The sequence below is a fragment of the Actinoplanes sp. NPDC051346 genome (assembly GCF_040682215.1).
Classification (GTDB): domain Bacteria; phylum Actinomycetota; class Actinomycetes; order Mycobacteriales; family Micromonosporaceae; genus Actinoplanes.
The window spans coordinates 155,041-174,143 of record NZ_JBFBAJ010000002.1 but is presented as its reverse complement, the minus strand read 5'-3'; the positions used below and the strand labels follow the sequence as shown (position 1 = coordinate 174,143).

Annotated in this window: 20 protein-coding genes; 14 read left to right on the top strand and 6 right to left on the bottom strand. The window is 71.3% G+C overall.

The genetic code is table 11. The features are described 5' to 3' along the window. Positions 1-12 precede the first annotated feature (12 nt). The 4 genes from AB0M36_RS05245 (at position 13) to ppk2 (ending at position 5,477) form a co-directional block, all read left to right on the top strand. Entirely contained in the window at positions 13-1,134 is a 1,122-nt protein-coding gene (locus AB0M36_RS05245) for an AI-2E family transporter (RefSeq protein ID WP_364152729.1), read from the top strand. 64 nt (positions 1,135-1,198) lie between these two features. Then, positions 1,199-1,771 carry a DUF308 domain-containing protein gene (locus AB0M36_RS05240; RefSeq protein ID WP_364152727.1) on the top strand — a complete coding sequence of 191 codons (573 nt, stop codon included), beginning with the start codon at positions 1,199-1,201 and terminating at the stop codon, positions 1,769-1,771. Positions 1,772-1,842: 71 nt separating this feature from the next. Further along, positions 1,843-4,641, top strand: coding sequence for a cation-translocating P-type ATPase (locus tag AB0M36_RS05235; RefSeq protein WP_364152724.1), 2,799 nt, complete (start codon positions 1,843-1,845; stop codon positions 4,639-4,641). A 35-nt stretch (positions 4,642-4,676) separates the two neighbouring features. Next, positions 4,677-5,477, top strand: coding sequence for a polyphosphate kinase 2 (ppk2, locus tag AB0M36_RS05230; RefSeq protein ID WP_364152721.1), 801 nt, complete (start codon positions 4,677-4,679; stop codon positions 5,475-5,477). A 9-nt stretch (positions 5,478-5,486) separates the two neighbouring features. Here ppk2 and AB0M36_RS05225 read toward each other — a convergent pair whose 3' ends face one another. Next, positions 5,487-5,975: a DUF1269 domain-containing protein gene (locus AB0M36_RS05225; RefSeq protein WP_364152718.1), complete on the bottom strand. Its 489-nt coding sequence runs from the start codon at positions 5,973-5,975 to the stop codon at positions 5,487-5,489. A 155-nt stretch (positions 5,976-6,130) separates the two neighbouring features. Between AB0M36_RS05225 and AB0M36_RS05220 the strand changes: the two genes are divergently transcribed. From AB0M36_RS05220 to AB0M36_RS05205, 4 genes are read left to right on the top strand one after another with little or no spacing between them, the layout of a single operon-like run. Continuing rightward, a complete protein-coding gene (locus AB0M36_RS05220) occupies positions 6,131-6,610 on the top strand; it encodes a DUF6069 family protein (protein ID WP_364152715.1) in 480 nt (159 codons plus the stop codon). Between the two features lie 38 nt (positions 6,611-6,648). Further along, a complete protein-coding gene (locus AB0M36_RS05215) occupies positions 6,649-7,080 on the top strand; it encodes a hypothetical protein (RefSeq protein WP_364152713.1) in 432 nt (143 codons plus the stop codon). Beyond that, on the top strand, positions 7,077-8,459 hold the full coding sequence (locus AB0M36_RS05210) for a hypothetical protein (RefSeq protein WP_364152711.1): 1,383 nt from the start codon (positions 7,077-7,079) through the stop codon (positions 8,457-8,459). Before AB0M36_RS05215 ends, AB0M36_RS05210 begins: the two co-directional genes overlap by 4 nt. 12 nt (positions 8,460-8,471) lie before the next feature. Next, positions 8,472-8,945 carry a hypothetical protein gene (locus AB0M36_RS05205; protein ID WP_364152709.1) on the top strand — a complete coding sequence of 158 codons (474 nt, stop codon included), beginning with the start codon at positions 8,472-8,474 and terminating at the stop codon, positions 8,943-8,945. Between the two features lie 18 nt (positions 8,946-8,963). Here the strand turns inward: AB0M36_RS05205 and AB0M36_RS05200 are convergent, their stop codons facing one another. After that, positions 8,964-11,687, bottom strand: a complete 2,724-nt coding sequence (locus AB0M36_RS05200) for a LuxR C-terminal-related transcriptional regulator (RefSeq protein ID WP_364152706.1) — start codon at positions 11,685-11,687, stop codon at positions 8,964-8,966. 233 nt (positions 11,688-11,920) lie between these two features. On the opposite strand from AB0M36_RS05200, the gene AB0M36_RS05195 reads away from it, so the two are divergent. From AB0M36_RS05195 to AB0M36_RS05180, 4 genes are read left to right on the top strand one after another with little or no spacing between them, the layout of a single operon-like run. Next, positions 11,921-13,003, top strand: a complete 1,083-nt coding sequence (locus tag AB0M36_RS05195) for a YbdK family carboxylate-amine ligase (protein ID WP_364152704.1) — start codon at positions 11,921-11,923, stop codon at positions 13,001-13,003. Between the two features lie 5 nt (positions 13,004-13,008). Further along, positions 13,009-13,419, top strand: coding sequence for a hypothetical protein (locus tag AB0M36_RS05190; protein ID WP_364152702.1), 411 nt, complete (start codon positions 13,009-13,011; stop codon positions 13,417-13,419). Positions 13,420-13,431: 12 nt separating this feature from the next. Next, positions 13,432-14,187, top strand: coding sequence for an alpha/beta hydrolase (locus tag AB0M36_RS05185; protein ID WP_364152699.1), 756 nt, complete (start codon positions 13,432-13,434; stop codon positions 14,185-14,187). A 9-nt stretch (positions 14,188-14,196) separates the two neighbouring features. Then, complete coding sequence (locus tag AB0M36_RS05180) at positions 14,197-15,423, top strand: GAF domain-containing SpoIIE family protein phosphatase (protein ID WP_364152696.1); 1,227 nt, start codon at positions 14,197-14,199, stop codon at positions 15,421-15,423. Positions 15,424-15,448: 25 nt separating this feature from the next. On the opposite strand, the gene AB0M36_RS05175 is transcribed toward AB0M36_RS05180, so the two are convergent. Genes AB0M36_RS05175 through AB0M36_RS05165 form a run of 3 tightly spaced genes read right to left on the bottom strand, consistent with a single transcriptional unit; the run spans position 15,449 to position 17,146 of the window. Further along, positions 15,449-15,883, bottom strand: coding sequence for a hypothetical protein (locus AB0M36_RS05175; RefSeq protein ID WP_364152693.1), 435 nt, complete (start codon positions 15,881-15,883; stop codon positions 15,449-15,451). Between the two features lie 47 nt (positions 15,884-15,930). Next, positions 15,931-16,293: a GntR family transcriptional regulator gene (locus tag AB0M36_RS05170; RefSeq protein ID WP_364152690.1), complete on the bottom strand. Its 363-nt coding sequence runs from the start codon at positions 16,291-16,293 to the stop codon at positions 15,931-15,933. A 43-nt stretch (positions 16,294-16,336) separates the two neighbouring features. Then, positions 16,337-17,146: an NAD(P)H-binding protein gene (locus tag AB0M36_RS05165; protein WP_364152687.1), complete on the bottom strand. Its 810-nt coding sequence runs from the start codon at positions 17,144-17,146 to the stop codon at positions 16,337-16,339. 83 nt (positions 17,147-17,229) lie between these two features. Between AB0M36_RS05165 and AB0M36_RS05160 the strand changes: the two genes are divergently transcribed. Further along, positions 17,230-17,628, top strand: a complete 399-nt coding sequence (locus AB0M36_RS05160) for a helix-turn-helix domain-containing protein (protein ID WP_364152684.1) — start codon at positions 17,230-17,232, stop codon at positions 17,626-17,628. An 18-nt stretch (positions 17,629-17,646) separates the two neighbouring features. On the opposite strand, the gene AB0M36_RS05155 is transcribed toward AB0M36_RS05160, so the two are convergent. Next, positions 17,647-18,273 (bottom strand): hypothetical protein, encoded by a 627-nt coding sequence (locus AB0M36_RS05155; protein ID WP_364152681.1) that lies wholly within the window; start codon positions 18,271-18,273, stop codon positions 17,647-17,649. A 120-nt stretch (positions 18,274-18,393) separates the two neighbouring features. Between AB0M36_RS05155 and AB0M36_RS05150 the strand changes: the two genes are divergently transcribed. Further along, positions 18,394-19,065, top strand: a complete 672-nt coding sequence (locus AB0M36_RS05150) for a hypothetical protein (protein ID WP_364152678.1) — start codon at positions 18,394-18,396, stop codon at positions 19,063-19,065. Positions 19,066-19,103 lie beyond the last annotated feature (38 nt).

The window sequence follows — 19,103 nt, the reverse complement described above, 5'->3', positions numbered from 1 at the left end:
GGAGGGGACACGGTGAAACGCAGTGCCGGGTCGGGCAGCGCCGAGTGGGACAGTGACGTGCCGGTCATTCCTCGCGGAGTCGTCGTGCTGCTCGGCCTGGCGGGCGCCGTGGTCACGGTCGCCGGGCTGCGGTCGGTCTCCGACATCCTGGCTCCGGTCGCCCTCGCCCTGATGCTCACGGTCACCGCGAGCCCGCTGGCCACCGGGTTGCGCAGGCTCGGCGCGCCGGCGTGGGTGGCCGGCGCGGCACTCATGACGACGGTGTACCTGGTGTTGTTCGGGCTGGGCGGCGCGGTGGTGTTCTCGGTCGCCCGCCTGATGGACCTCATGCCGGAGTACCAGAGCCAGTTCGCGCAGTTGCGGGCCGAGGTGACCAACTCGCTCGGGGCTCTGGGAGTCGACGCACCACACCTGCGCGACGTGGCGGCGATGATCGATCCGAGTGGCGTCGCCGACCTGGTGCGGGCCACGCTCGGCGGCGTGCTCGGCGTGCTGTCCAACGGCGTCTTTCTGATCGCGGTCCTGCTGTTCCTGTGTCTCGACGCCGTCCGGTTCCCGGCCCGACTCGGGGCGGCCGCGGCCGAGCGCCCCGAGGTGGTCGGGGTGTTGCGCTCGTTCGCCCAGGGGACCCGTCGCTACCTGCTGGTGTCGACGGTCTTCGGACTGATCGTCGCGGTGATCGACACGGTGGTCCTCTGGGCGCTGGACATCCCGCTGCCGCTGCTGTGGGGACTGCTCTCCTTCATCACGAACTACATTCCCAACGTCGGGTTCGTGGTGGGCCTGGTGCCGCCGGCGCTCCTCGCGCTCCTGGAGGGTGGTCCGCAGCGGATGACCACGGTCATCGTGCTGTACTGCGTGGTCAATTTCGTCATCCAGTCGGTGATTCAGCCGAAGGTCGTCGGAGCCGCGGTCGGGCTGTCCGCCACCATGTCGTTCCTGTCCCTGGTGTTCTGGACCTGGGTGCTGGGTCCCCTCGGCGCCCTGCTGGCGATCCCGCTGAGCCTGCTCGCCAAGGGCCTGCTGGTGGACATCGACCCGGCGACGCGCTGGATCGACCCGTTGATCTCCGCCGGCGGGTCGGAGGACGACAGCGCTGACGCGCCGGCCGCCACGCTCAACCGCCCGGGGTGATACGCGGCCGAGGGGTCTCCCGGCAGCATCTCGCCATCGGTCACCACCCTCGAGGGAGAAGACCATGCGCCTTCCCGCCGTTTCCGAGCACCGCGAGGTGCTGCGGCTGATCGTCGGCCTGCTCACCATCGCCGTCGGTGTCGCCGTCTTCGCCTGGCCCTCCGCCACCGTCCAGGTCATCGGCTTCCTCTTCGGATTCAATCTGGTCGTGACGGGCTTCATCCGGGCGGGCCTGTTGTTGTTCGCCGGAGAATACCCGCTGCTCTACCGCGTCGTCGGCATCGTCTTCGGTGTCCTCACCGGGATCGTCGGGATCCTGTGCCTGCGCAACATCGCGGGATCGGTGGTGCTGCTGCTGGTCGTGGTGGCCATCGGCTGGCTGCTGGACGGGCTGGTGGAGATCTTCACGGCCGTCGGCACCCCGGCGGAGCGCGGCTCGGGCTGGCGGATCGGGGGTGGCCTGCTGATGGTCCTCGGCGCGATCGCCGTCCTGGTCTGGCCGAAACTCGGACTCGCCGCGTTCATCGCCATCGGGGCGACGGTCCTGGTGTTCGTCGGCATCGTCCAGGTGCTCGGTGCGCTCGCCGGGCTCCGGACCACCGACCGGCCGCACGGCGAAACCATCCCCGCCGGGTGAGGGCACGTCCGCCGGCGGCCGCGACGGTGGAGCCGGTCCGAGCGGTCCAGGTCGGCATGAGGGGTCACGCCATGAGCGACGGAGCAAGCACCATCGCGCAGCCGCGCGCCGACACCCCGGACGGGCACGAGCCGTGGTTCGCCCGGGCGGCGAACGCCACGGTCGCGGCGTGCGGGAGCGACGCCGACCGCGGGCTCAGCCGCGGCGAGGCAGCGAACCGGCTGAGTCGGTACGGGCCGAACCGCATCGCCGCCGAGAAACCTCCGTCCGCGTGGGTCGTCGCCCTGCGACAACTACGGGATCCGATGAACATCATGCTGGTGGCCGTGGTCGCCGTCAGCGTTCTCATCGGCGAGATCTCCACCTCGATCATCGTGGGGCTGCTGATCCTGCTCAACGTGGTCCTCGGCGCCCGGCAGGAACTCAAGGCGCGGGCCAGCGTGGACGCGCTCTCCCGCATGCAGGTGCCGGAGGCTGGAGTGATCCGCGACGGCGAGCTCGCGCTTGTGCCCGCCGTCGAGGTCGTTCCCGGCGACATCGTCCGCCTCCAGGCCGGTGACCTGGTTCCCGCCGACGGGCGCGTCCTGGTTTCGGCGACGCTGGAGACGCAGGAGGCGGCACTCACCGGGGAGAGCGCACCCGTCGCCAAGGACGCCCGCACGCTGCCCGGCGACGACGTCGCGCTCGGCGACCGGTCCAACATGCTGTTCCAGGGCACCTCGGTGACCCGGGGTACGGCGACCATGGTCGTCACGGCGACCGGGATGCGGACCGAGATGGGCCGGATCGCGACCATGCTGAGCACCGTGCACCGGGCCCGGTCACCGCTGCAACGGGAGCTCGACTCGTTGACGAAGATCCTCGGCATCGTCGCCTGGACCGCGGTCGCCTTCATCGTGGTCGTGGGCTGGCTCCGCGGCATGCCGTTCGACCAGCTTCTGCTGCTGGGCACCGCCATGGCCATCTCGGCGATCCCTACCGGCCTGCCGGCGTTCGTGGCCGGCCTGCTCTCCTACGGCGCCAAGAGCCTCGCGGAGGCGAAGGCCATCGTCAAGAACCTCACCGACGTCGAGACTCTCGGCGCCACCAGCGCCATCAACACCGACAAGACCGGCACGCTGACGATGAACCAGATGATGGTCTCGGTCCTCTATGCGAACGGCGCCTGGTTCACCGTCGAGGGCGAGGGCTACCGCAAGTCCGGGGCGATCACCTCCGCGGCGGGCTCCCCGGTGCCCGACTTCACCAGGCTGGCCCTGGGACTCGCCCTGGACAGCGACGCGACCGTGGGCGACGACGGGAGCGTGGTCGGCGATCCGACCGAGGCCGCGCTGGTGGTGTTGGCCGCCAAACTCGGTGTGGACGCCGGGGAGACGCGGCGCGCCTACCCACGCGTGGCCGAGGTGCCGTTCGACTCGGACTACAAGTTCATGGCGACCTTCCACCGGTATCCGGTGACGGGCTCCGAACGGGTCGTCGCCCTGGTCAAGGGCGCGCCCGACGTGGTGCTGGCCCGCTGCGGCACGGCGGGCGGCCCGTTGAGCGGTGCCCAGGTGCCGATCGAGCGGGCCCGCGCCGACATCGCGGCCACGAACCGGCGCATGGGCGAGCAGGGGCTGCGGGTGCTGGCGTTCGCGGCCCGGTTCCTCGACGCCGACGAGGTTCCGGCACTCGCCGCGGACCCGATGTCGCTGACGCGGGACCTGGGTTTCGTCGGCATGGTGGGCATGATCGACCCGCTCCGCGCGGAGGCCGGCGACGCCGTCCGCACCGCCCTGTCGGCCGGCATCGACGTCCGGATGATCACCGGCGACCACGCCGTCACGGCCCAGGCCATCGGCGCCACGCTGGGGCTCGGTCCGGGCGCGATCAGCGGCAGCGAGCTGCGCGAACTGTCCGAGGACGAGCTGGCGCGGCGCCTGCCGCAGTCGCACGTCTTCGGCCGGGTCTCGCCCCAGGACAAGCTCCGCATCGTCCGGGCGATGCAGGCGCGGGGCCTGATCGTCGCGATGACCGGCGACGCGGTCAACGACGCCGCGGCGCTGAAGCAGGCCGACATCGGCGTGGCGATGGGCAGCGGCAGCGAGGTCACCAAGCAGGCCGCGCGGATGATCCTCACCGATGACAACTTCGGCACCCTGGTACGCGCCGTCGAGATCGGCCGCCGCGTCTACGAGAAGATCGTCGCGTACGTGCGCTACCAGATGACCCAACTCCTGGCGTTGGTGATGCTCTTCGTGGCGGCAACCGCCTTCAACGTCAACCAAGGCGTGGCGCTGACCCCGTCGATGGTGCTCTACCTGTTCTTCTGCGCCACCGCGATCGGGGTCGTCATCATCGCCGTCGATCCGGGAGACCCGGAGGTGATGCACCGGCCGCCGCGGGACCCCGCGGTCCCGATCACCAATCGCGCCGCCGTGTTGTTCTGGCTCCTCTACGCGGCCACGCTCTTCCTCGCGGCGCTCGTGCCGCTGGTCGTCGGCCCGGACGAGCCGCGCACCGACGCACCGAGCGCCGCCATGACCATGACGTTCGTGGTCATGGGACTGGGTACCGTCGCCAACGCGCTGGTCAACCGCCGCGATCCGGCCAGTGGGCTGCTGCCGCCGGTGCTCCGGGCGGCGGCGATCGCGCTGATCCCGATCGGCCTGATCGTGCTGGCGACGCGGGTCGACTTCCTGCGACACAGCCTGCTCACCCAGGCACTCACGGGCGGGCAGTGGCTGGCGTGCTTCCTGTTGGCCCTGGCGCTGCCGCTGGTCGTCGAGGTCGCGAAGTGGATCCGGCGGGGCCGCGCACCGCGGGTCGCCCTCGACGCCCGACGCGCGGTCACGCCGGCACGGGCCCGTGCCGGCGCCGGCCCGGCCTGACCTCACCATCCGCCGAGACGGCACGGAGGAACGCCATGACCAAGCACGCGTCCGCCCTGAACGACCGGATGAAGAACAAGGTCTATCAGCGCAAGCTGCGTCCCCTGCACGGCGAACTGGTCGCCATGCAGGAGTGGGTGAAGTCCACCGGCGCGAAGGTCTGCGTCATCTTCGAGGGTCGCGACACCGCCGGCAAGGGCGGCACGATCAAGGCGATCACGGAGCGGGTCAGCCCGCGGGTCTTCCGGGTCGTCGCGCTGCCGGCGCCGACCGACCGGGAGCGGTCCCAGCTCTACCTCCAGCGGTATCTGCCGCACCTGCCGGGCGCCGGCGACGTGGTGATCTTCGATCGGAGCTGGTACAACCGCGCGGGCGTCGAGCGGGTCATGAACTTCTGCACCGAGCAGCAGGTCCACGACTTCCTGCTGGCCACGCCGGGAGTGGAGCGGGCCATCGTGGACTCCGGCGTCATCCTGCTCAAATACTGGCTGGAGGTCAGCCGGGCGGAACAGACGCGGCGGCTCGAGAGCCGCATCAACGACCCCCGCAAGGTGTGGAAACTGTCCGACCTCGACCTTCGGTCGTACAGCCGGTGGTACGACTACTCCCGGGCGCGTGACGCGATGTTCCGCGCTACGGACACCGCCTGGGCACCCTGGTACGTGGCGGACACCGATGACAAGAAGCGCGGCCGGCTCAACATCATCAGCCATCTGCTGAGCTGCGTCCCGTACCGGCCGCTGCCGCCGAGCGACGTGACGCTGCCGAAGGGGCAGAAGGCCGACGGGTACCGGGAGCCTGAGCTGTCTGTGCGGCACATTCCGACACCGTTCTGACGGCGCGGCTCACGCACCGCCGAACGCCTCGAGCAGAACGTCCCGCTCGGCCTCGGTGAGGTTGGTGGCGATCAGGGTGCTCCGCATGCCATGGAACCGCTCCCCCAGCCGATCGAGATCGCCCTGCTCCGTGACGGCGAAGAGCGCCGACGTTCCGGGCGTCACCTCGGCCCGGATCTTCTCCAACTGCGCCCTGGTGATGCCCACGTCCTCGGTCACGTTGCCGAGGGCACCGAGCGCGGCCCCGGCCAGGCCGCCGACGAGCGGCACGAAGAACACGGTGCCGATCAGCAGGCCGAAGACCGCGCCCCAGCCCGCCGCCCGCCAGGCGCCCTGGTGCCCGTGGGCGGTGGTGGGCTGGTCGGCACCCGACGGCCACCGGACGATCGCGTGGTCCTCCACCTTGACCAGGCCGTCCGCCTCGGCGTTCCGCAGGATCCGTGCCGCGCGGTCCGCGCCGTCCACGTCGTCGAACTTCCACACGGTGAAGGTTGTCATCGCCGGCTCCCTCGGGTCGGTGGGACATCTCGGCAATCGTGTCAACGAACCCACCAGCCACCCTCATCCCCGCCGGATGAGGCACTCCCGGCGGTCTCCCGGGACTGTCGAGCCACGGGCGGCCACGCGTGCCGCCATGGGCGAGGAGGGACACCATGACGGCGATGTACCAGTCCGCGAGCCCCCAGCCGCGAGCAGTCGTCAACGCCGGCCGGCTGTGGGCCGGCGGCGCGGCGACCTCCGTCGTGGCGGCACTCATCGCGATCGTCGGCATCCTGGTCGGGCGCGGCCTGTTCCACGTCGACGTCCTCGCGCCCAAGGGTGCGGGCCTGTGGGGCGACGCCAGCACCTTCTGGTACGCCTTCGGCGCCGCGCTGCTCAGCCTCGTGGCGACCGGCCTGATGCACCTGCTGCTGCTGTTCACCCCGCGTCCCATGCTGTTCTTCGGCTGGGTCATGACGCTGGCGACGGTGGTGGCGATGCTGGCGCCCTTCGTCACCGAGAAGGACCTGGGCTCCCGGGTGTTCACCGCGAGCCTCAACTTCGTCCTCGGTGTCGCCATCGGCTCGCTCGTGGCGGGCTCCGCGCACACGGCCGTACGAACCCAGTCGCCCACGCCGCGCCCCTATCGCTGAGTCAAGCGCCGGGCGCCACCGACAAGAACGGATGCGTCATGACAGACAGTGAACCGCTCCAGGCCGAACCGACGACCGCCTGGCTCGGCTGGGTGGTGTTCATCGGCATCCTCCTCTGCGCCGCGGGAATGATCAACGCCGTGCAGGGCCTCGTCGCCGTGTTCGACGACGACTTCTACCAGGCGTCGACCACCCGCCTGGTCGTCGACCTCGACTACGCCGCCTGGGGCTGGGCGCTGCTGATCTTCGGCGTCCTGCTCCTGCTCACCGGCGCGGGGGTCGTGTTGGGCTACCGGTGGGCCCGCGTCGTCGGCGTGGTGGTGGCTTCGATCAACGCGCTGGTGAACCTCGGGTTCGCGAGCGCCTACCCGGCGTGGACGATCCTCGCGGTGTCCTTCGACGTGTCGGCAATCTACGCCTTGACCGTCCATGGAGGCGAGGCGAAGGCGCTGAGGATCAGCCGGAGATGACGAACACCGCGCATCCCGGCCCCCCGCGAGTCGACGGCTCCACCGCCTCCGACGAGCTCTCGCGGCTGCGCGCCGAGAACGCCACCCTGCAGGCCCGGCTCGACACCCGGCGCCGACGTGCCGCCGCCGTCCACGCGCTGCGCCGGGTCAGCGCCGCCCTGCTCATCGCCCTCACGGCGTTCGCGCTGGTCGCGAGCGTGGTGGGGGTATGGGCCGCCACCACGGTGCTCAACACCGACCGATGGGTCGCGACCGTGGCACCCCTGCCACGGGATCCACAGGTCGCGGCGGCGGTCGCGGAGTACACCACGACCCAGGTGTTCGAAGCCGTCGACGTGGAGCAGAGGATCCGCACGGTGCTGCCCCCGGAGGCGGGGTTCCTCGCCGTGCCGGTGACGGCCCAGCTTCGCGGCGTCGTGCGCTCGACCGTCGACGACATCCTACGGAGCGAGCGCTTCGCCGGCATCTGGGCCGAGCTCAACCGCCGGGCGCACCAGCGTGCTCTCGCCATCATCGAGGGAAGCAGCACGGTCGTCATCGGTCGACAGGACCGGGTCGACATCGATCTGCTGCCGCTGATCAACCAGGTGCTCAGGCAGCTGAGCGCCGAGATGCCGACGCTGTTCGGCAAGCAGATCTCCCTGCCGGATCTCAGCGGCGGTGCCATCCCCGACAACCTGCGGGCCCGGGTGCAGGAATCGCTGGGACTGACGCTGCCACAGAACTTCGCGCAGTTCACCATTTATGACTCCGGACAGTTGTGGGCCGCCCAGCAGGCCGTCGCGAGGGCCAAGCGCGATCTGCTCCTCGGCGTGATCGGTGCGGTCGTCCTGCTCGTCGTCGCCCTTCTCGTCTCGCCCCGACGCCGGCGCACGCTGCTGCAGTTGGGGCTCTGGCTGGTCGTCGCGGCCGTCGCGGTGACCGCGGTGCTGCGCGCAGTACGCTCCGAACTGCTCGAGCGGGTCCCGGCCGGCATTTACCATGATGGGGCCGCGGCGGTCTTCACGAGTGTCTTCGGGCCGCTGCGCACGCGGGGCACGCAGATCATCCTGGTGGGCGTCGTGCTCGCGACGGTGATGTACCTGGTCGGTCCGGGTCGGGGACCGACGTGGCTCCGCGGTCACCTCGCCGCCGGGCTGCGCGCGAGCGCCCGGGCGACCCGCGAGGGCGCTCGCGTCCTCGCCGCGCGTGGTCCCGGCTGGGCGGGCACCCATCTGGACGAGCTGCGCGTCGGCGGTGTCGTCGTGGCCGTCGTGCTCGCGTTGCTGATGTCGTCCTGGACGGCCCTGCTCGTGGTCGTGCTCGCGCTGGCGGCGTACGAGGTGGCCGTCACGGTGGTGGCCCGGTCGCACGCCTCGTCCTCCCTGCCCGCGGGCTGACCGGGAACCGCGGTGCGGTCGACGAACGACGTTGAGGCCACGGCGGCCGGACTGCACGGGATCATCGTGAGCGCCGCCGTCATGGCCGCATCGCATGCCCCGACGGTGGCGGCCACCGTGGTGACGGTGATCGTCACGCTGTCGGTCTACTGGGCCGCCGAACGCTACGCCCGGATCGTGGCCGAGCGCATCCACGAGGGACACCGCCCCCGGTGGGACGTCGTCCACGCGCAGCTGACCAGCGGATGGGAGATGATCACCGCCTCGTTCGTGCCGCTCGGCGTCCTGGTCGCGGCCTGGTTGGTGCGGCATGACCTGCGCACGGCCGTGGTGTCGGCGCTGGTGTGCAGCACCGTGCTGCTCTGCGCGGCGGGCTGGCGCGTCGGCCGGCGGGGGCGGCTCTCCCCGCTCGAACAGCTCGTCTCCACCACGGTGGCGGGCCTGTTCGGCGTCACCATGATCCTGCTGAAGACGATGCTGCACTGACCCGGGGGCCCTTGCCGCTCAGATCAGCCCGTGCTCCCTGGCGGAGGTCACCGCCTCACGGCGACGGACCACGTTCAGCTTGCGGTAGATCGACCTGAGGTGCGCCTTGACGGTGTTGATCGACACGCCGAGCTCGGCGGCGATGTCGCCGGCCGTCAACATGGTCGGCAGGTAGCTCAGCACCTCCCGCTCCCGCTCGCTGAGCCCGCCCGGCCGGGCGGGCGCGATGCCGCCGCGACCGGTCACCGTCATCGCCTTCAGCACGTCGGCGACGAATTCCGCGTTCCGGTGCGTCAGCAGACTCTGCCGCCGGACGAGCCTTTCCAGACGGTCGCCGGCCATGGCGATGAACGGTTGGATCAAGCCCTCGTATTCGGCCAGGGCGAAGGCGTCGGCGAGCGCTTCGACGGCACGCAGTCCCTGCCGTCGCGCGTCGGCGATCAGCGCGGTCAGAATGTGAGCCTCGACGGTGGCCACCGTCTCGGACAGCGGGACGGGCGGGCCGGTCAGCAGCGCCTCCGCGCCGTGCACGTCACCCATCGCGAATGCCGCCCGGGCCCGGCACACCCGTTCGGCGAACGTGGGTGTGACGTCGCGGGTGAACCGGGTGTATCGCTTCTCGACCGCCTCGTATCCGCCCGTCCGCAGATCCACCTGAGACTCGATCAGCAGCAGCCACCTGTCGAGGGCGGGCGCTCGGATCCGTGGGTCCCGCTGCCGGTGTGCCTGCGCGAGCACCGCCCGTGCCACGCTCGGGTCGCCCTTCACCAATGCCAGCTCGGCCTGGCAGCCGAGCACGGCCAGCCGCTGGGCGGCGTCCGGTTCACCGCGATGGGCGCGCCGGCCCTGCCGGAGGGCCCGGTCCGCCGGCGCCAGCTCCCGACGTCGCACGTGCACCAGCGTCATGGCCAGGTGCGCGGCGACGGTCTGCACCGCGTACGTCCAGCCACGCCGCTCCGCCAGCTCCCGTGCCGTCTCGGCCAGGCGGGCCGCTTCCTGGGCGGATCCGTACATGATCTCGAGCAGTGCCAGGTGTCCCACCGCACTGATCTCGGCCAGTTCCGTGCCGGCGGCCTGCGCGGCGGTCGACGCGTTCCAGAGGTAGCGCTGCGCGAGGTCGACCCGGCCCTGCCAGAGAAGTCCGACGCCCTTGTTGTTCAAGGCGACCGCTCGATACTGCGCGGCCGCCGGTATCTCGGCCGGACCGGATCCGCTCAGGGTGGCGAGCAGCCGGGTCGTCTCCGCGACGACGGCCGGCATGTCGCCGGCCACCCGGTGCATGCCGAGCTCCAGCGCGCGGATCGTCGTCTCGACCGGCAGCCGTTCCCCCTCGGGCCGGTCCTGGAGCAGCTCGCGCGCCCCCGCCAGCCGCTCCGGGATCGCGTCCCAATCTCCCGCCTCGAACAGCCGCAGGGCGCCGCACACCATCAGCTCCGCGGTCGTCGTCAGCACCGCGGCGGGTATTTCCCGTAGTGCGTTGAGCAGCGCCGGCTGATCGGTCGACAGCATCAGCGGGGCCGCCCGCGAGACCACCACGTGACCGACGAACCGCCAGTCGCCGCACGCGGTCGCGTGATCGAGCGCCGCGACGATCGAGCCATGAGTGAGATGCCAGCGTGCCGCCCGTCCGTGCAACTCCGGCACCGCGAGCGCGTACTCCAGGGACAGGCGGTGCCGCAACACGTCGCGCAGGAGAGGGTGGTAGCGGAACCATCGGGGTTTCGTACCGATCCGGACGACGAAGTCGTTGACCAGCTCCAGCTCCTCGAGGGTCCGTTGACCGTCGCCGTCCCGGATGATCGCGTCGGCAAGGCCGCCGCAGATCTGCTCACAGATGCTGGTCAACAGCAGGAAACGCAGCAGCCGCGGCGGTTGCGCGGCGAGAACCTCGGTACTCAGATACTCGTCGACCGCACGCACGTCGCCGGTGAAGTCGCTGACCGCCGGCCCACCGGGCGCGGCCAGGAAGGCGGCCGCCAGCTGAAGGCCGGCCGGCCAGCCCTCGGTGCGCTCACGCAACGCGGCAACCTCACCACTGTCCAGGTGGAGAACCGGGCTGGCGAGCAGCAGCGACGCCTCCTCCGCGGTGAAGGCGAGGTCGTCCCCGCGGATCTCGACGAGGCCGCCCGCGAGCCGCAACCGGTGCAGGGGCAGTGCGGGCTCCGCGCGGCTGATCAGCACAAGGTGGAGGTTCGGCGGCGGACGGTCGATCAGCGCGCCGAGTTCGCCGAGGACCTCGGGATCATCGATTTCGTGGAAGTCGTCGATCACCATGACCGTCGGCGATGGCAGCCGCTCGACACGGCCGGTGAGGACGCGCATGCGTTCCTCGACGTTCGAGGGAACGCAGGACAGCTCCTCGAGCGGATCGTCCTGCGGCACCGCCCCCGCCGCCCGTAGCGCCAGCACCACCCAGGACCAGAATGACCGCACGTCGTTGTCGGCGCGATCGACGGTGAGCCAGGCGACGGGAAACGGTTGGCCCTCCAGCCAGGTCGAGACCAGCACCGTCTTTCCCCAGCCGGCGCCGGCACAGACGAGTGTCACGGGTACGCGCAGCGCGGCGTCGAGCATGTCGCTGAGCCGCTGGCGGGGAATCCGCGCCCTGAGCAGTTGAGGCCGCGACACCTTCGCCGCGTCGCCGGGGTTGGGCACCGGCGGTCCGTGGCACCGACGCGGTCGGCGGGTCGGCCGTCCCTGCACCGATCCGGTCGAGCGTCCGGCCACATTGTCGACTTCCATGCCGCCCTTCCCTTCGGTCGGCAACCGGAAGTCGTCGGACGTCGCCGAGCCGGCGGGGACGCGGCGGTCGGCTTTCCTCTCTGTGCAATGGCTTCAGTCAAACGCTGTCACACCACCGCGGCCTCTCATCTCATCCGCGAAGGAGGAGGTGTAAGAAAGCGCACCGCATCACCGTAATACCAGAAATGGACCCGACGATTATTGCCGCCCGCCGCCGATGAAAGGCAGAACCGATGTTGACCGTGGGCGTGGAAGAAGAGTTCCTGCTGGTCAACCGGGACGGTGCCGTGGTGCCCGCGGCATCGGAGGTGGCGCGCCACGCCGGCGTCGACGGGCGGGTCACGCCCGAATACATGAGCTATCAACTGGAGACGGCAAGCCGGGTGTGCCAACGGCTGGACGAGCTGCGCGACGATCTGGTCGCGCTCAGACAGCGGGCGGCCACGGGCGCCCGGCAGTCCGGGGCCTGGCTGCTCGCGAGCGGAATACCGCCATTCAGAGCCGGTCCCCTCGACGCACTCAGCGATTACTCCCGATACCGGGCACTGGCCCGCCAGTTCCCCTCCGCCACGGCGGCGGGCGGCACCTGCGCCTGCCACGTCCACGTCGGTGTGTCGAGCCGTGATCTCGCCGTCGCCGCGACCGTCCGGCTCCGCCCGTGGCTGCCGGCGCTGCTCGCCCTCACCGTCAATTCGCCCTACACCGCCGACGCGGACACCGGCTGGGCCAGCTACCGCTATGTGGCTCAACGGCGCTGGCCGACCTTCCGCCCGCCGGAGTTCTGGCCGAACGCCAGACGCTACGACGAGGTCGTGCATGCCCTGGTGACCTGCCACGCGGCGCTGGACGAGGCCAGCGTGTACTTCCTGGCGCGGCCCTCCGCGCGTTACCCGACAGTGGAGGTCCGCGTCGCCGACACCTGCCTGACCGCCGAGGACGCGGTCATGTACGCGGGCCTGGTGCGCGCCCTGGTCGCCACGGTGATCGAGGACGAGCGGTGGCGCCGGCCGGAAACCGGTGTGCCCGGAGCGTCGGTCGACGCCGCCCTACTCACCGCCGCACGACGCGGCACCCGGACGACGTCGACACACACCCCGCCGGCGGGCTTCCCGACGGGCGTCGTCGCCCGGATGCTGGCGAAGGTCACGCCCGCGCTGGCCGGAGACCACGAGGAGGTCCACGCCTGGGTCCGCCGCCAGCTGCGGGCCGGCACCGGGGCGGATCGGCAGCGGAGTCTGTGGGCGCGCGCCGAGTGTCCCGCCGCGTTCGTCACGGCACTCGCCGAGGCCACCGTTCCCCGCGCCAGGTCTGTCTGACACCGATGCGGACCCGACTTACCGTACGGGGCAACGCGGTACAGCCCCTGCTGCTGATGTTCCCGTTCGGTCTCCTGGTCGTGGCGGTCATCCTGGACGTCTTCCACGCTCTGGGCGCTCCGCGGCTGCTGGGCACGCTCGCTTACTGCACCATCGTCGCCGGGCTCCTGGGAGGCGCGCTGGCCGCCGCCGCGGTGTGGATCGACACGATGGCTCACCGGGCCGAGACGCCGCAGTTGCTGCTCGACCTCGCCGTGCTGGTCATCTTCACCGTGATCGTGTTGCTGCGGATGCGTACGCCCGACCGCACGGCCCTGCTGGGTGTTCTGCTCGTCGAACTCCTGGGGCTGGGCATCGCCGGAGCCAGCGCCTGGTGCGACGCCGGTGGGAGACCGGCCAGGCGGCGGCCAGGATGACAGAATCGCGGGGTGGACGGTGATCTCCGGGTGAGAAGCGGTGGCAGCGGCGGCCCCTTGCTGGTCCTGCTGCACGGACTGGGTGCGACCGCCGACGTGTGGGCGGGCTGGTGGCCGGTGCTGACGCGCCGGTGGCCCGGCCGCTGGGTGGCCCCCGACCTTCCCGGCCACGGCGGCTCGGCGCCGCTGGAGGCGTACACGTTCGATGCCCTCGCCACGGCGGTGCGGCCGCTCGTGGAGTCCGGTGAGCGGACGTACGTGCTGGGTCACTCCCTGGGCGGAGTGGTCGCGCTGGCGTTGGCCGCCGAGTCACCGGTGGCGGGCGTCGTCGGGCTCGGCATCAAGGTCGCGTGGAGCGACGAGGAGCTGGAGCGTGCGCGGGCGCTGGCCCAGCGCCCGGTGGCGTGGTTCGGGTCGCGGGAGGAAGCCGCCGCGCGATACCTGCGCGTGGCCGGGCTCACCGGCCTGCTCGGCCCGGACGATCCGGCGGTCGACGCGGGCCTGGTCCACGACGACGGCCGCTGGCGTCTCGCGCTGGACGGCCGGGCCTTCGGGGTCGGCGCCCCCGACATGGCGGGGCTCGTGGCGCGTTGCCCGGCGGACGTGACCCTGGCCCGCGGCGAGCACGATCCGATGAACACCGCTGAGCAGCTCGAGCGGTACGGCGTACCGACCGTCACCCTGCCCGGCCTGGGACATAACGCCCACGTCGAGAGCCCGGAGCAGTGCCTGACCGGGACCGTCTCCCGCCTGGGTGGCGCGCACTAGGCTTCCGTCGTGGACTCCTCGGCTCAGGTGCACGACAACGATCGGCTACGCCGGCTCCAGGCCGTGACGGACGCGACGCTGTCCCGCCTCGACGTCTCCGATCTGCTCGATGAGCTGCTGGAACGCGTGCGTGACCTGCTAGACACCGACACCGCGGCCATCCTGATGCTCGACCCGCACGCCCGTCAGCTGGTCGCCACCGCCGCGAAGGGGCTCGAGGAGGAGGTGCGGCACGGCGTGCGCATCGCGGTCGGCGAGGGATTCGCCGGTCGGGTCGCACAGACCCGCCAGCCGGTGGTTCTGCCCGACGTGACCCCGGCCCAGGTGATCAACCCGCTGCTGTTGCAGCGGGGCATCCGCTCCCTGCTCGGCGTGCCGATCTTCGTCGCCGGCGAGGTCATCGGCGTGCTGCACGTCGGCACGCTCACCCCGCGCGAATTCACCACCGACGACATCCAGCTGCTGCAACTGGCCGCCGACCGCGCGGGCGTGGCGGGGCAGATCCGCTCCCGCAAACTCGAGCAGTCGGCGGCTCTGGCGCTGCAACGCAGCTTGCTCCCCGCCCAGCTTCCCGAGCTGCCCGGCCTGTCCACCGCCGCCCGCTACGTGCCGGGCCACGAGTTCGGCATCGGCGGCGACTGGTACGACGTGTTCACCCTGCCGTCCGGCTGGACCGGCGTCGTCATCGGCGACGTCTCCGGCCACGGCCTCGCCTCGGCGGTGATCATGGGCCGCATCCGCAGCGCCCTGCGGGCGTACGCCCTCATCGCCGACGACCCCGGGCAGGTGCTGACCATGCTCGACCGCAAGGTGCGGCATTTCGAGGCCGGCAACCTGACCACCGCCCTGTACGCGATGGTCTCCCCGACCCGGTCCACGATCCACCTGTCCTGCGCCGGGCACCTGACACCGATGATCGCCGCGCCCGGCCGGGCCACCGCCTCCATCGAGATGCCGATCGACGCTCCGCTGGGGGCGGGCCGACCCGACGGCCCGCGCCGCACCACGGCCGTCGACCTCCCCGAAGGGGCACTGCTGCTGTTCTACACCGACGGTCTCGTCGAGCGCCGGGACGAGGTGATCGACGTCGGCATCCAGGCCCTCGCCGGCGTCGTCGAACCCGACGACCCGGAGACCGTCTGCCGCCGGATCATGAGCTTCCTCGGCCTCGAGCGGCCGACCGACGACGTCGCCGTCCTGGCCCTGCGCCGCACCGCGGCGACCACGGCCGAGTGAATACCCGGCGCGGACAGCGCCACCGTCAGGCCGACCCGGCCTCGCGGATGGCGGCAACGGCCGAGTAGGGGTCCGGCACGGTGATGGTCACGATCCGACCGCTGTGCAGGATCAGGCGCAGAGTCGGCCCCGAGCGGACCGTGTAGCAGGTGCGGCGAGGGGTCCACCAGAACCCGCCCGCGACAGACCAGAGCGGCAGGTCGATGACTTCGGCGTGCTCGATACGCGCGATCCGGTAGGTCCACCGCGGCCAGCCCAGCATCCCGAACCGGACCGAGACCCCGTTGGGCCCCGCCGCCGTTCGCACACTGGTGGCGGTCAGGACCATGAGCAGCACACCTGCGGCGGCCATCAGCAGGGGAACCGTGAGGTCACGCCAGCTGCCGCCCGGCGGTTTCCCCAGGACTAGCAGAGGCACCAGCAGCGCGACGCTCAGCACCACGATGGGCCAGTTCGTCACGCGTCCGGTATAGACCGAGTGCCTGCCCCGGCCGGCTGTCGATGTCGTCACGGGCTTGTCCTTTCGGTGGATCCCGTCAGTTGCTCGATGAGGTGGATCAGTTCACTGCGGCCGATCCCGTGCTCACGCGCCACCGCCACCAGCGCCCGAGCCGCCTCGGCGACCAGGACCGGCGGTGTCACGCCCGACGCCACCCGCGCCCCACGGCCCCGGCGAAACTCCAGCAGGCCCTCGTCCCGAAGCTGCCGGTAGGCGGCCAGCACGGTGTTGCGGTCCACCGACAGGGCCGCCGCGAGCTCGGCCGCCGGAGGGAGCTGTTCGCCGACCTCCAGTTCCCCGGAGCGCACGCCCTGACGGACACACGCGGCGACCTGGTGCTGCAACAGCTCCCGCGACGAATGATCGATCACCCATCTCATAGTGCTAGCATTATTAGCACCATTCAGGCCGCCGTCAAGGGCCAACCGCCGCCACGGCGGCGACGCGGACGGGATCGCGCGGCGGGCCGGGCAGCAGGGCCGCGAGGTCGCTGTCGGTGCCGCCGAGGAACCCGGCGGCGGTCGCCGAGTAGATCGACATCAGCATCCCGGGCTGGAACGGCCGCAGGTCGGCGCCGGCCAGCGCCGCGCGCCGCGCCGCCAGCGATTCGGGTCGGTAGGGCACGTCGAGCGCGGCGGCGAGGTCGGCCCCGGTGACGGCCCGGGGCCCGACCAACTCGTAGACGCGGTTCCGGTGCGCCGCCGGCTCCGCCGCCACGCGCACCGCGACGTCGGCCAGGTCCTGGCGGGCAACCGCGGCCAGCGCCCCGTCACCGAAGGGAGCGGTCACCACGCCGCCGACCGGCGCCGCCAGCTGTCCGAAGAGCTCGGCGTAGAGACCGTTGCGCAAGATCGTCCAGTGCGCGCGGCCGGCGCGCAGGCGACGCTCGGTCCAGCGATGCGCCAGGGCGAACGCCAGGTGGTCGCCGGCCGCGGTGAGGCTGGTGTAGACCACGTGCGCGACACCCGCGCGCTCCGCGGCGGTGATCACCCGGTCGTGGCGGGAGATCACCGCGTCGTCCTCGCCGAACCCGGCGGAGATCATCACGAGGGTACGGACGCCGGCCAGGTCGTCCTGTTTCGACTCGTCGAAGTCCAGCCGCCGGCCGAGCTCGCCGAAGCGGCCCGGGGTCCGACTCGCGGCCAACGGGGACAGTCCCCGGGCGACCAGCCCGGCGTGCACGAGGGAGCCGAGGTGTCCGGAGGCACCAGTAACGAGCAGCATGCGAACGAGGTCCTTTCGCGGCGGTCCGATCGGGATAGCCTCATGGTCGGGAACTCCGCGATCATGGACAAGGAGGCACTCTCGTGTCAGCAGGGCACACGGCGGTAACCGACCTGGTCCAGCCCTGCGGGCTACCCGAGCACCAGGACTGCGGCATCCGCGACGTGCTGGACCGCCTCGGCGATCGGTGGTCGGTGCTGGCCATCGTCGAGCTCTCCGCCGGTACGCGGCGCTTCGGCGAGTTGCGGCGCGGGATCGCCGGCGTCTCTCAGCGGATGCTGACCCTCACGCTGCGCCGGCTCGAACGCGACGGCCTCGTGCTGCGCACCGCCTACCCGACCGTCCCGGTGACCGTGACCTACGAGCTGACCGCGCGGGGCCGGAGTCTCACCGACCTGGTCGGGCAGCTGGCGCAATGGTCGCTGGCCCATCGGGACGCCATCGCGGAGTCGCGGCGCGGGTGGGACGCCGACCACCTCTGACGCCGGACCGGATTCGCGTCAGACCAGGGCCGATCGCAGAATCAGGAGCATGGCGTTCCGGGTGCTGCACGTGACCCGTACACCCAGGGTCGCCGCCCCGGAGATCTCAAGGTCTACGGCCTTTTCGCGGCCGACCCCGATGACGTCGTTGCCGCGCACCACGCCACCGACGAATACCTCCACCTGTACGGACGTCCGTACGTCTCCGGTCGGCGCGAGCACCGCGTGGAAGGTGTCGTACCCGCCGCCCGTCTCGTACCTGATCTCCCTGAACTGGTCCTTCGCCTCGCCGGTGCCGCAGGGAATGGCCACCGCGTCGCGGTAGCGGGCTCCTGTGAACTTCTTGGGCACCGGCGCTGTGTTCGCTCGTCCCGAGGAGATCTCGAGATCCGCCAGGCCCCGGCTGTCGACGGGGACGAACGGCGGCGCCTCCACGAGGGACGGCGACGGTCGCGGCGAGGGTGCGAGGGACACGGCGACCGGGGAGGGTGCGAGAGATGCGGCGGCCGGCGAGGCTTCGCCGGTCGGCGCGCGGGGATCCAGCCAGGCGAAGATCGCGACCGCCAACGCGGTCAGTCCGACGACGGCGCTCACGACGCCGGCCAGCTCGCCGGCCCTCGTCAGCCTCGGGCGCGCGGTGTTCACAGCGGGCGACCACCTATCCGGAGGAAGCCTTTCGGGGGGATCCCCTTCCTGGGGAGGGACTCTACCGTGACAGTGCAAAAGGCACGTTGAAGGATGAAGCGGCCTCGCTCGGGAGGTTCCATGCCCACAATCGACCTCAAATCGCCGACCACCCGCGTCGCCATCGTCGCGGTCGCGGTCGCCATCGTCGCGGTGCTCGTCGCCGCCGGCGCCGTGGTGGCCGCCTTTATGGCCCTGTCGCGCGTCGAGACGCCGTCGAACGCCGCCCCCCAGCCGGCGGCGACGGGAGGTGGCGTCGACGGCGCTTCCTCGGCGGCACCGCCTCCGGTGGACGGTCCCACCGAGGAACCCTCGCCGGTGCAGCCCGTGCCCGACTTCGAGCTGTCGTACGAGAAGGTCTCTCTCAAGATTCCAGCGTCGAGGTGGTGCAGCGGCTCCGTCGACATCGACATCGACGGGCCGGCGATCGACTCCGGATCGGCCGACTTCACCCGCGTCCGGTGCGCGGGCCCCGACGAGTTCGAGTTCGGCGAGGTCTCGGTGAGCCAGGACGCGACACCCAAGATCGGCCCCGCCGAATGCATGGAGAAGCTCGACCTGGCGCCCATGCGCGAGGGTGCGCAACTACCCATCCCCTCGCTGCACGTCGGCGACGCCCTCTGCATCCTGACCAATCGGGAGACGGCGATCGGGCTGGGCCTCCCCCAGCGGATCGCCCTCCTGGAAGTCAAGGGCTTCGACGACGACGGCACCATCGCCGTCGTGATGACCGCGTGGAACGTGCCGGACTGACGCGCACCGTCCGTCCACCTCGGATCGGGACGACGGCG

What these genes read in the sequence shown, in the direction of transcription:
- AB0M36_RS05240 (WP_364152727.1), top strand. Translation starts at nt 1,199, where the DNA reads ATGCGCCTTCCCGCCGTTTCCGAGCACCGCGAGGTGCTGCGGCTGATC.
- AB0M36_RS05235 (WP_364152724.1), top strand. Translation starts at nt 1,843, where the DNA reads ATGAGCGACGGAGCAAGCACCATCGCGCAGCCGCGCGCCGACACCCCG.
- ppk2 (WP_364152721.1), top strand. Translation starts at nt 4,677, where the DNA reads ATGACCAAGCACGCGTCCGCCCTGAACGACCGGATGAAGAACAAGGTC.
- AB0M36_RS05225 (WP_364152718.1), bottom strand. Translation starts at nt 5,975, where the DNA reads ATGACAACCTTCACCGTGTGGAAGTTCGACGACGTGGACGGCGCGGAC.
- AB0M36_RS05220 (WP_364152715.1), top strand. Translation starts at nt 6,131, where the DNA reads ATGACGGCGATGTACCAGTCCGCGAGCCCCCAGCCGCGAGCAGTCGTC.
- AB0M36_RS05215 (WP_364152713.1), top strand. Translation starts at nt 6,649, where the DNA reads ATGACAGACAGTGAACCGCTCCAGGCCGAACCGACGACCGCCTGGCTC.
- AB0M36_RS05210 (WP_364152711.1), top strand. Translation starts at nt 7,077, where the DNA reads ATGACGAACACCGCGCATCCCGGCCCCCCGCGAGTCGACGGCTCCACC.
- AB0M36_RS05200 (WP_364152706.1), bottom strand. Translation starts at nt 11,687, where the DNA reads ATGGAAGTCGACAATGTGGCCGGACGCTCGACCGGATCGGTGCAGGGA.
- AB0M36_RS05195 (WP_364152704.1), top strand. Translation starts at nt 11,921, where the DNA reads ATGTTGACCGTGGGCGTGGAAGAAGAGTTCCTGCTGGTCAACCGGGAC.
- AB0M36_RS05190 (WP_364152702.1), top strand. Translation starts at nt 13,009, where the DNA reads ATGCGGACCCGACTTACCGTACGGGGCAACGCGGTACAGCCCCTGCTG.
- AB0M36_RS05165 (WP_364152687.1), bottom strand. Translation starts at nt 17,146, where the DNA reads ATGCTGCTCGTTACTGGTGCCTCCGGACACCTCGGCTCCCTCGTGCAC.
- AB0M36_RS05150 (WP_364152678.1), top strand. Translation starts at nt 18,394, where the DNA reads ATGCCCACAATCGACCTCAAATCGCCGACCACCCGCGTCGCCATCGTC.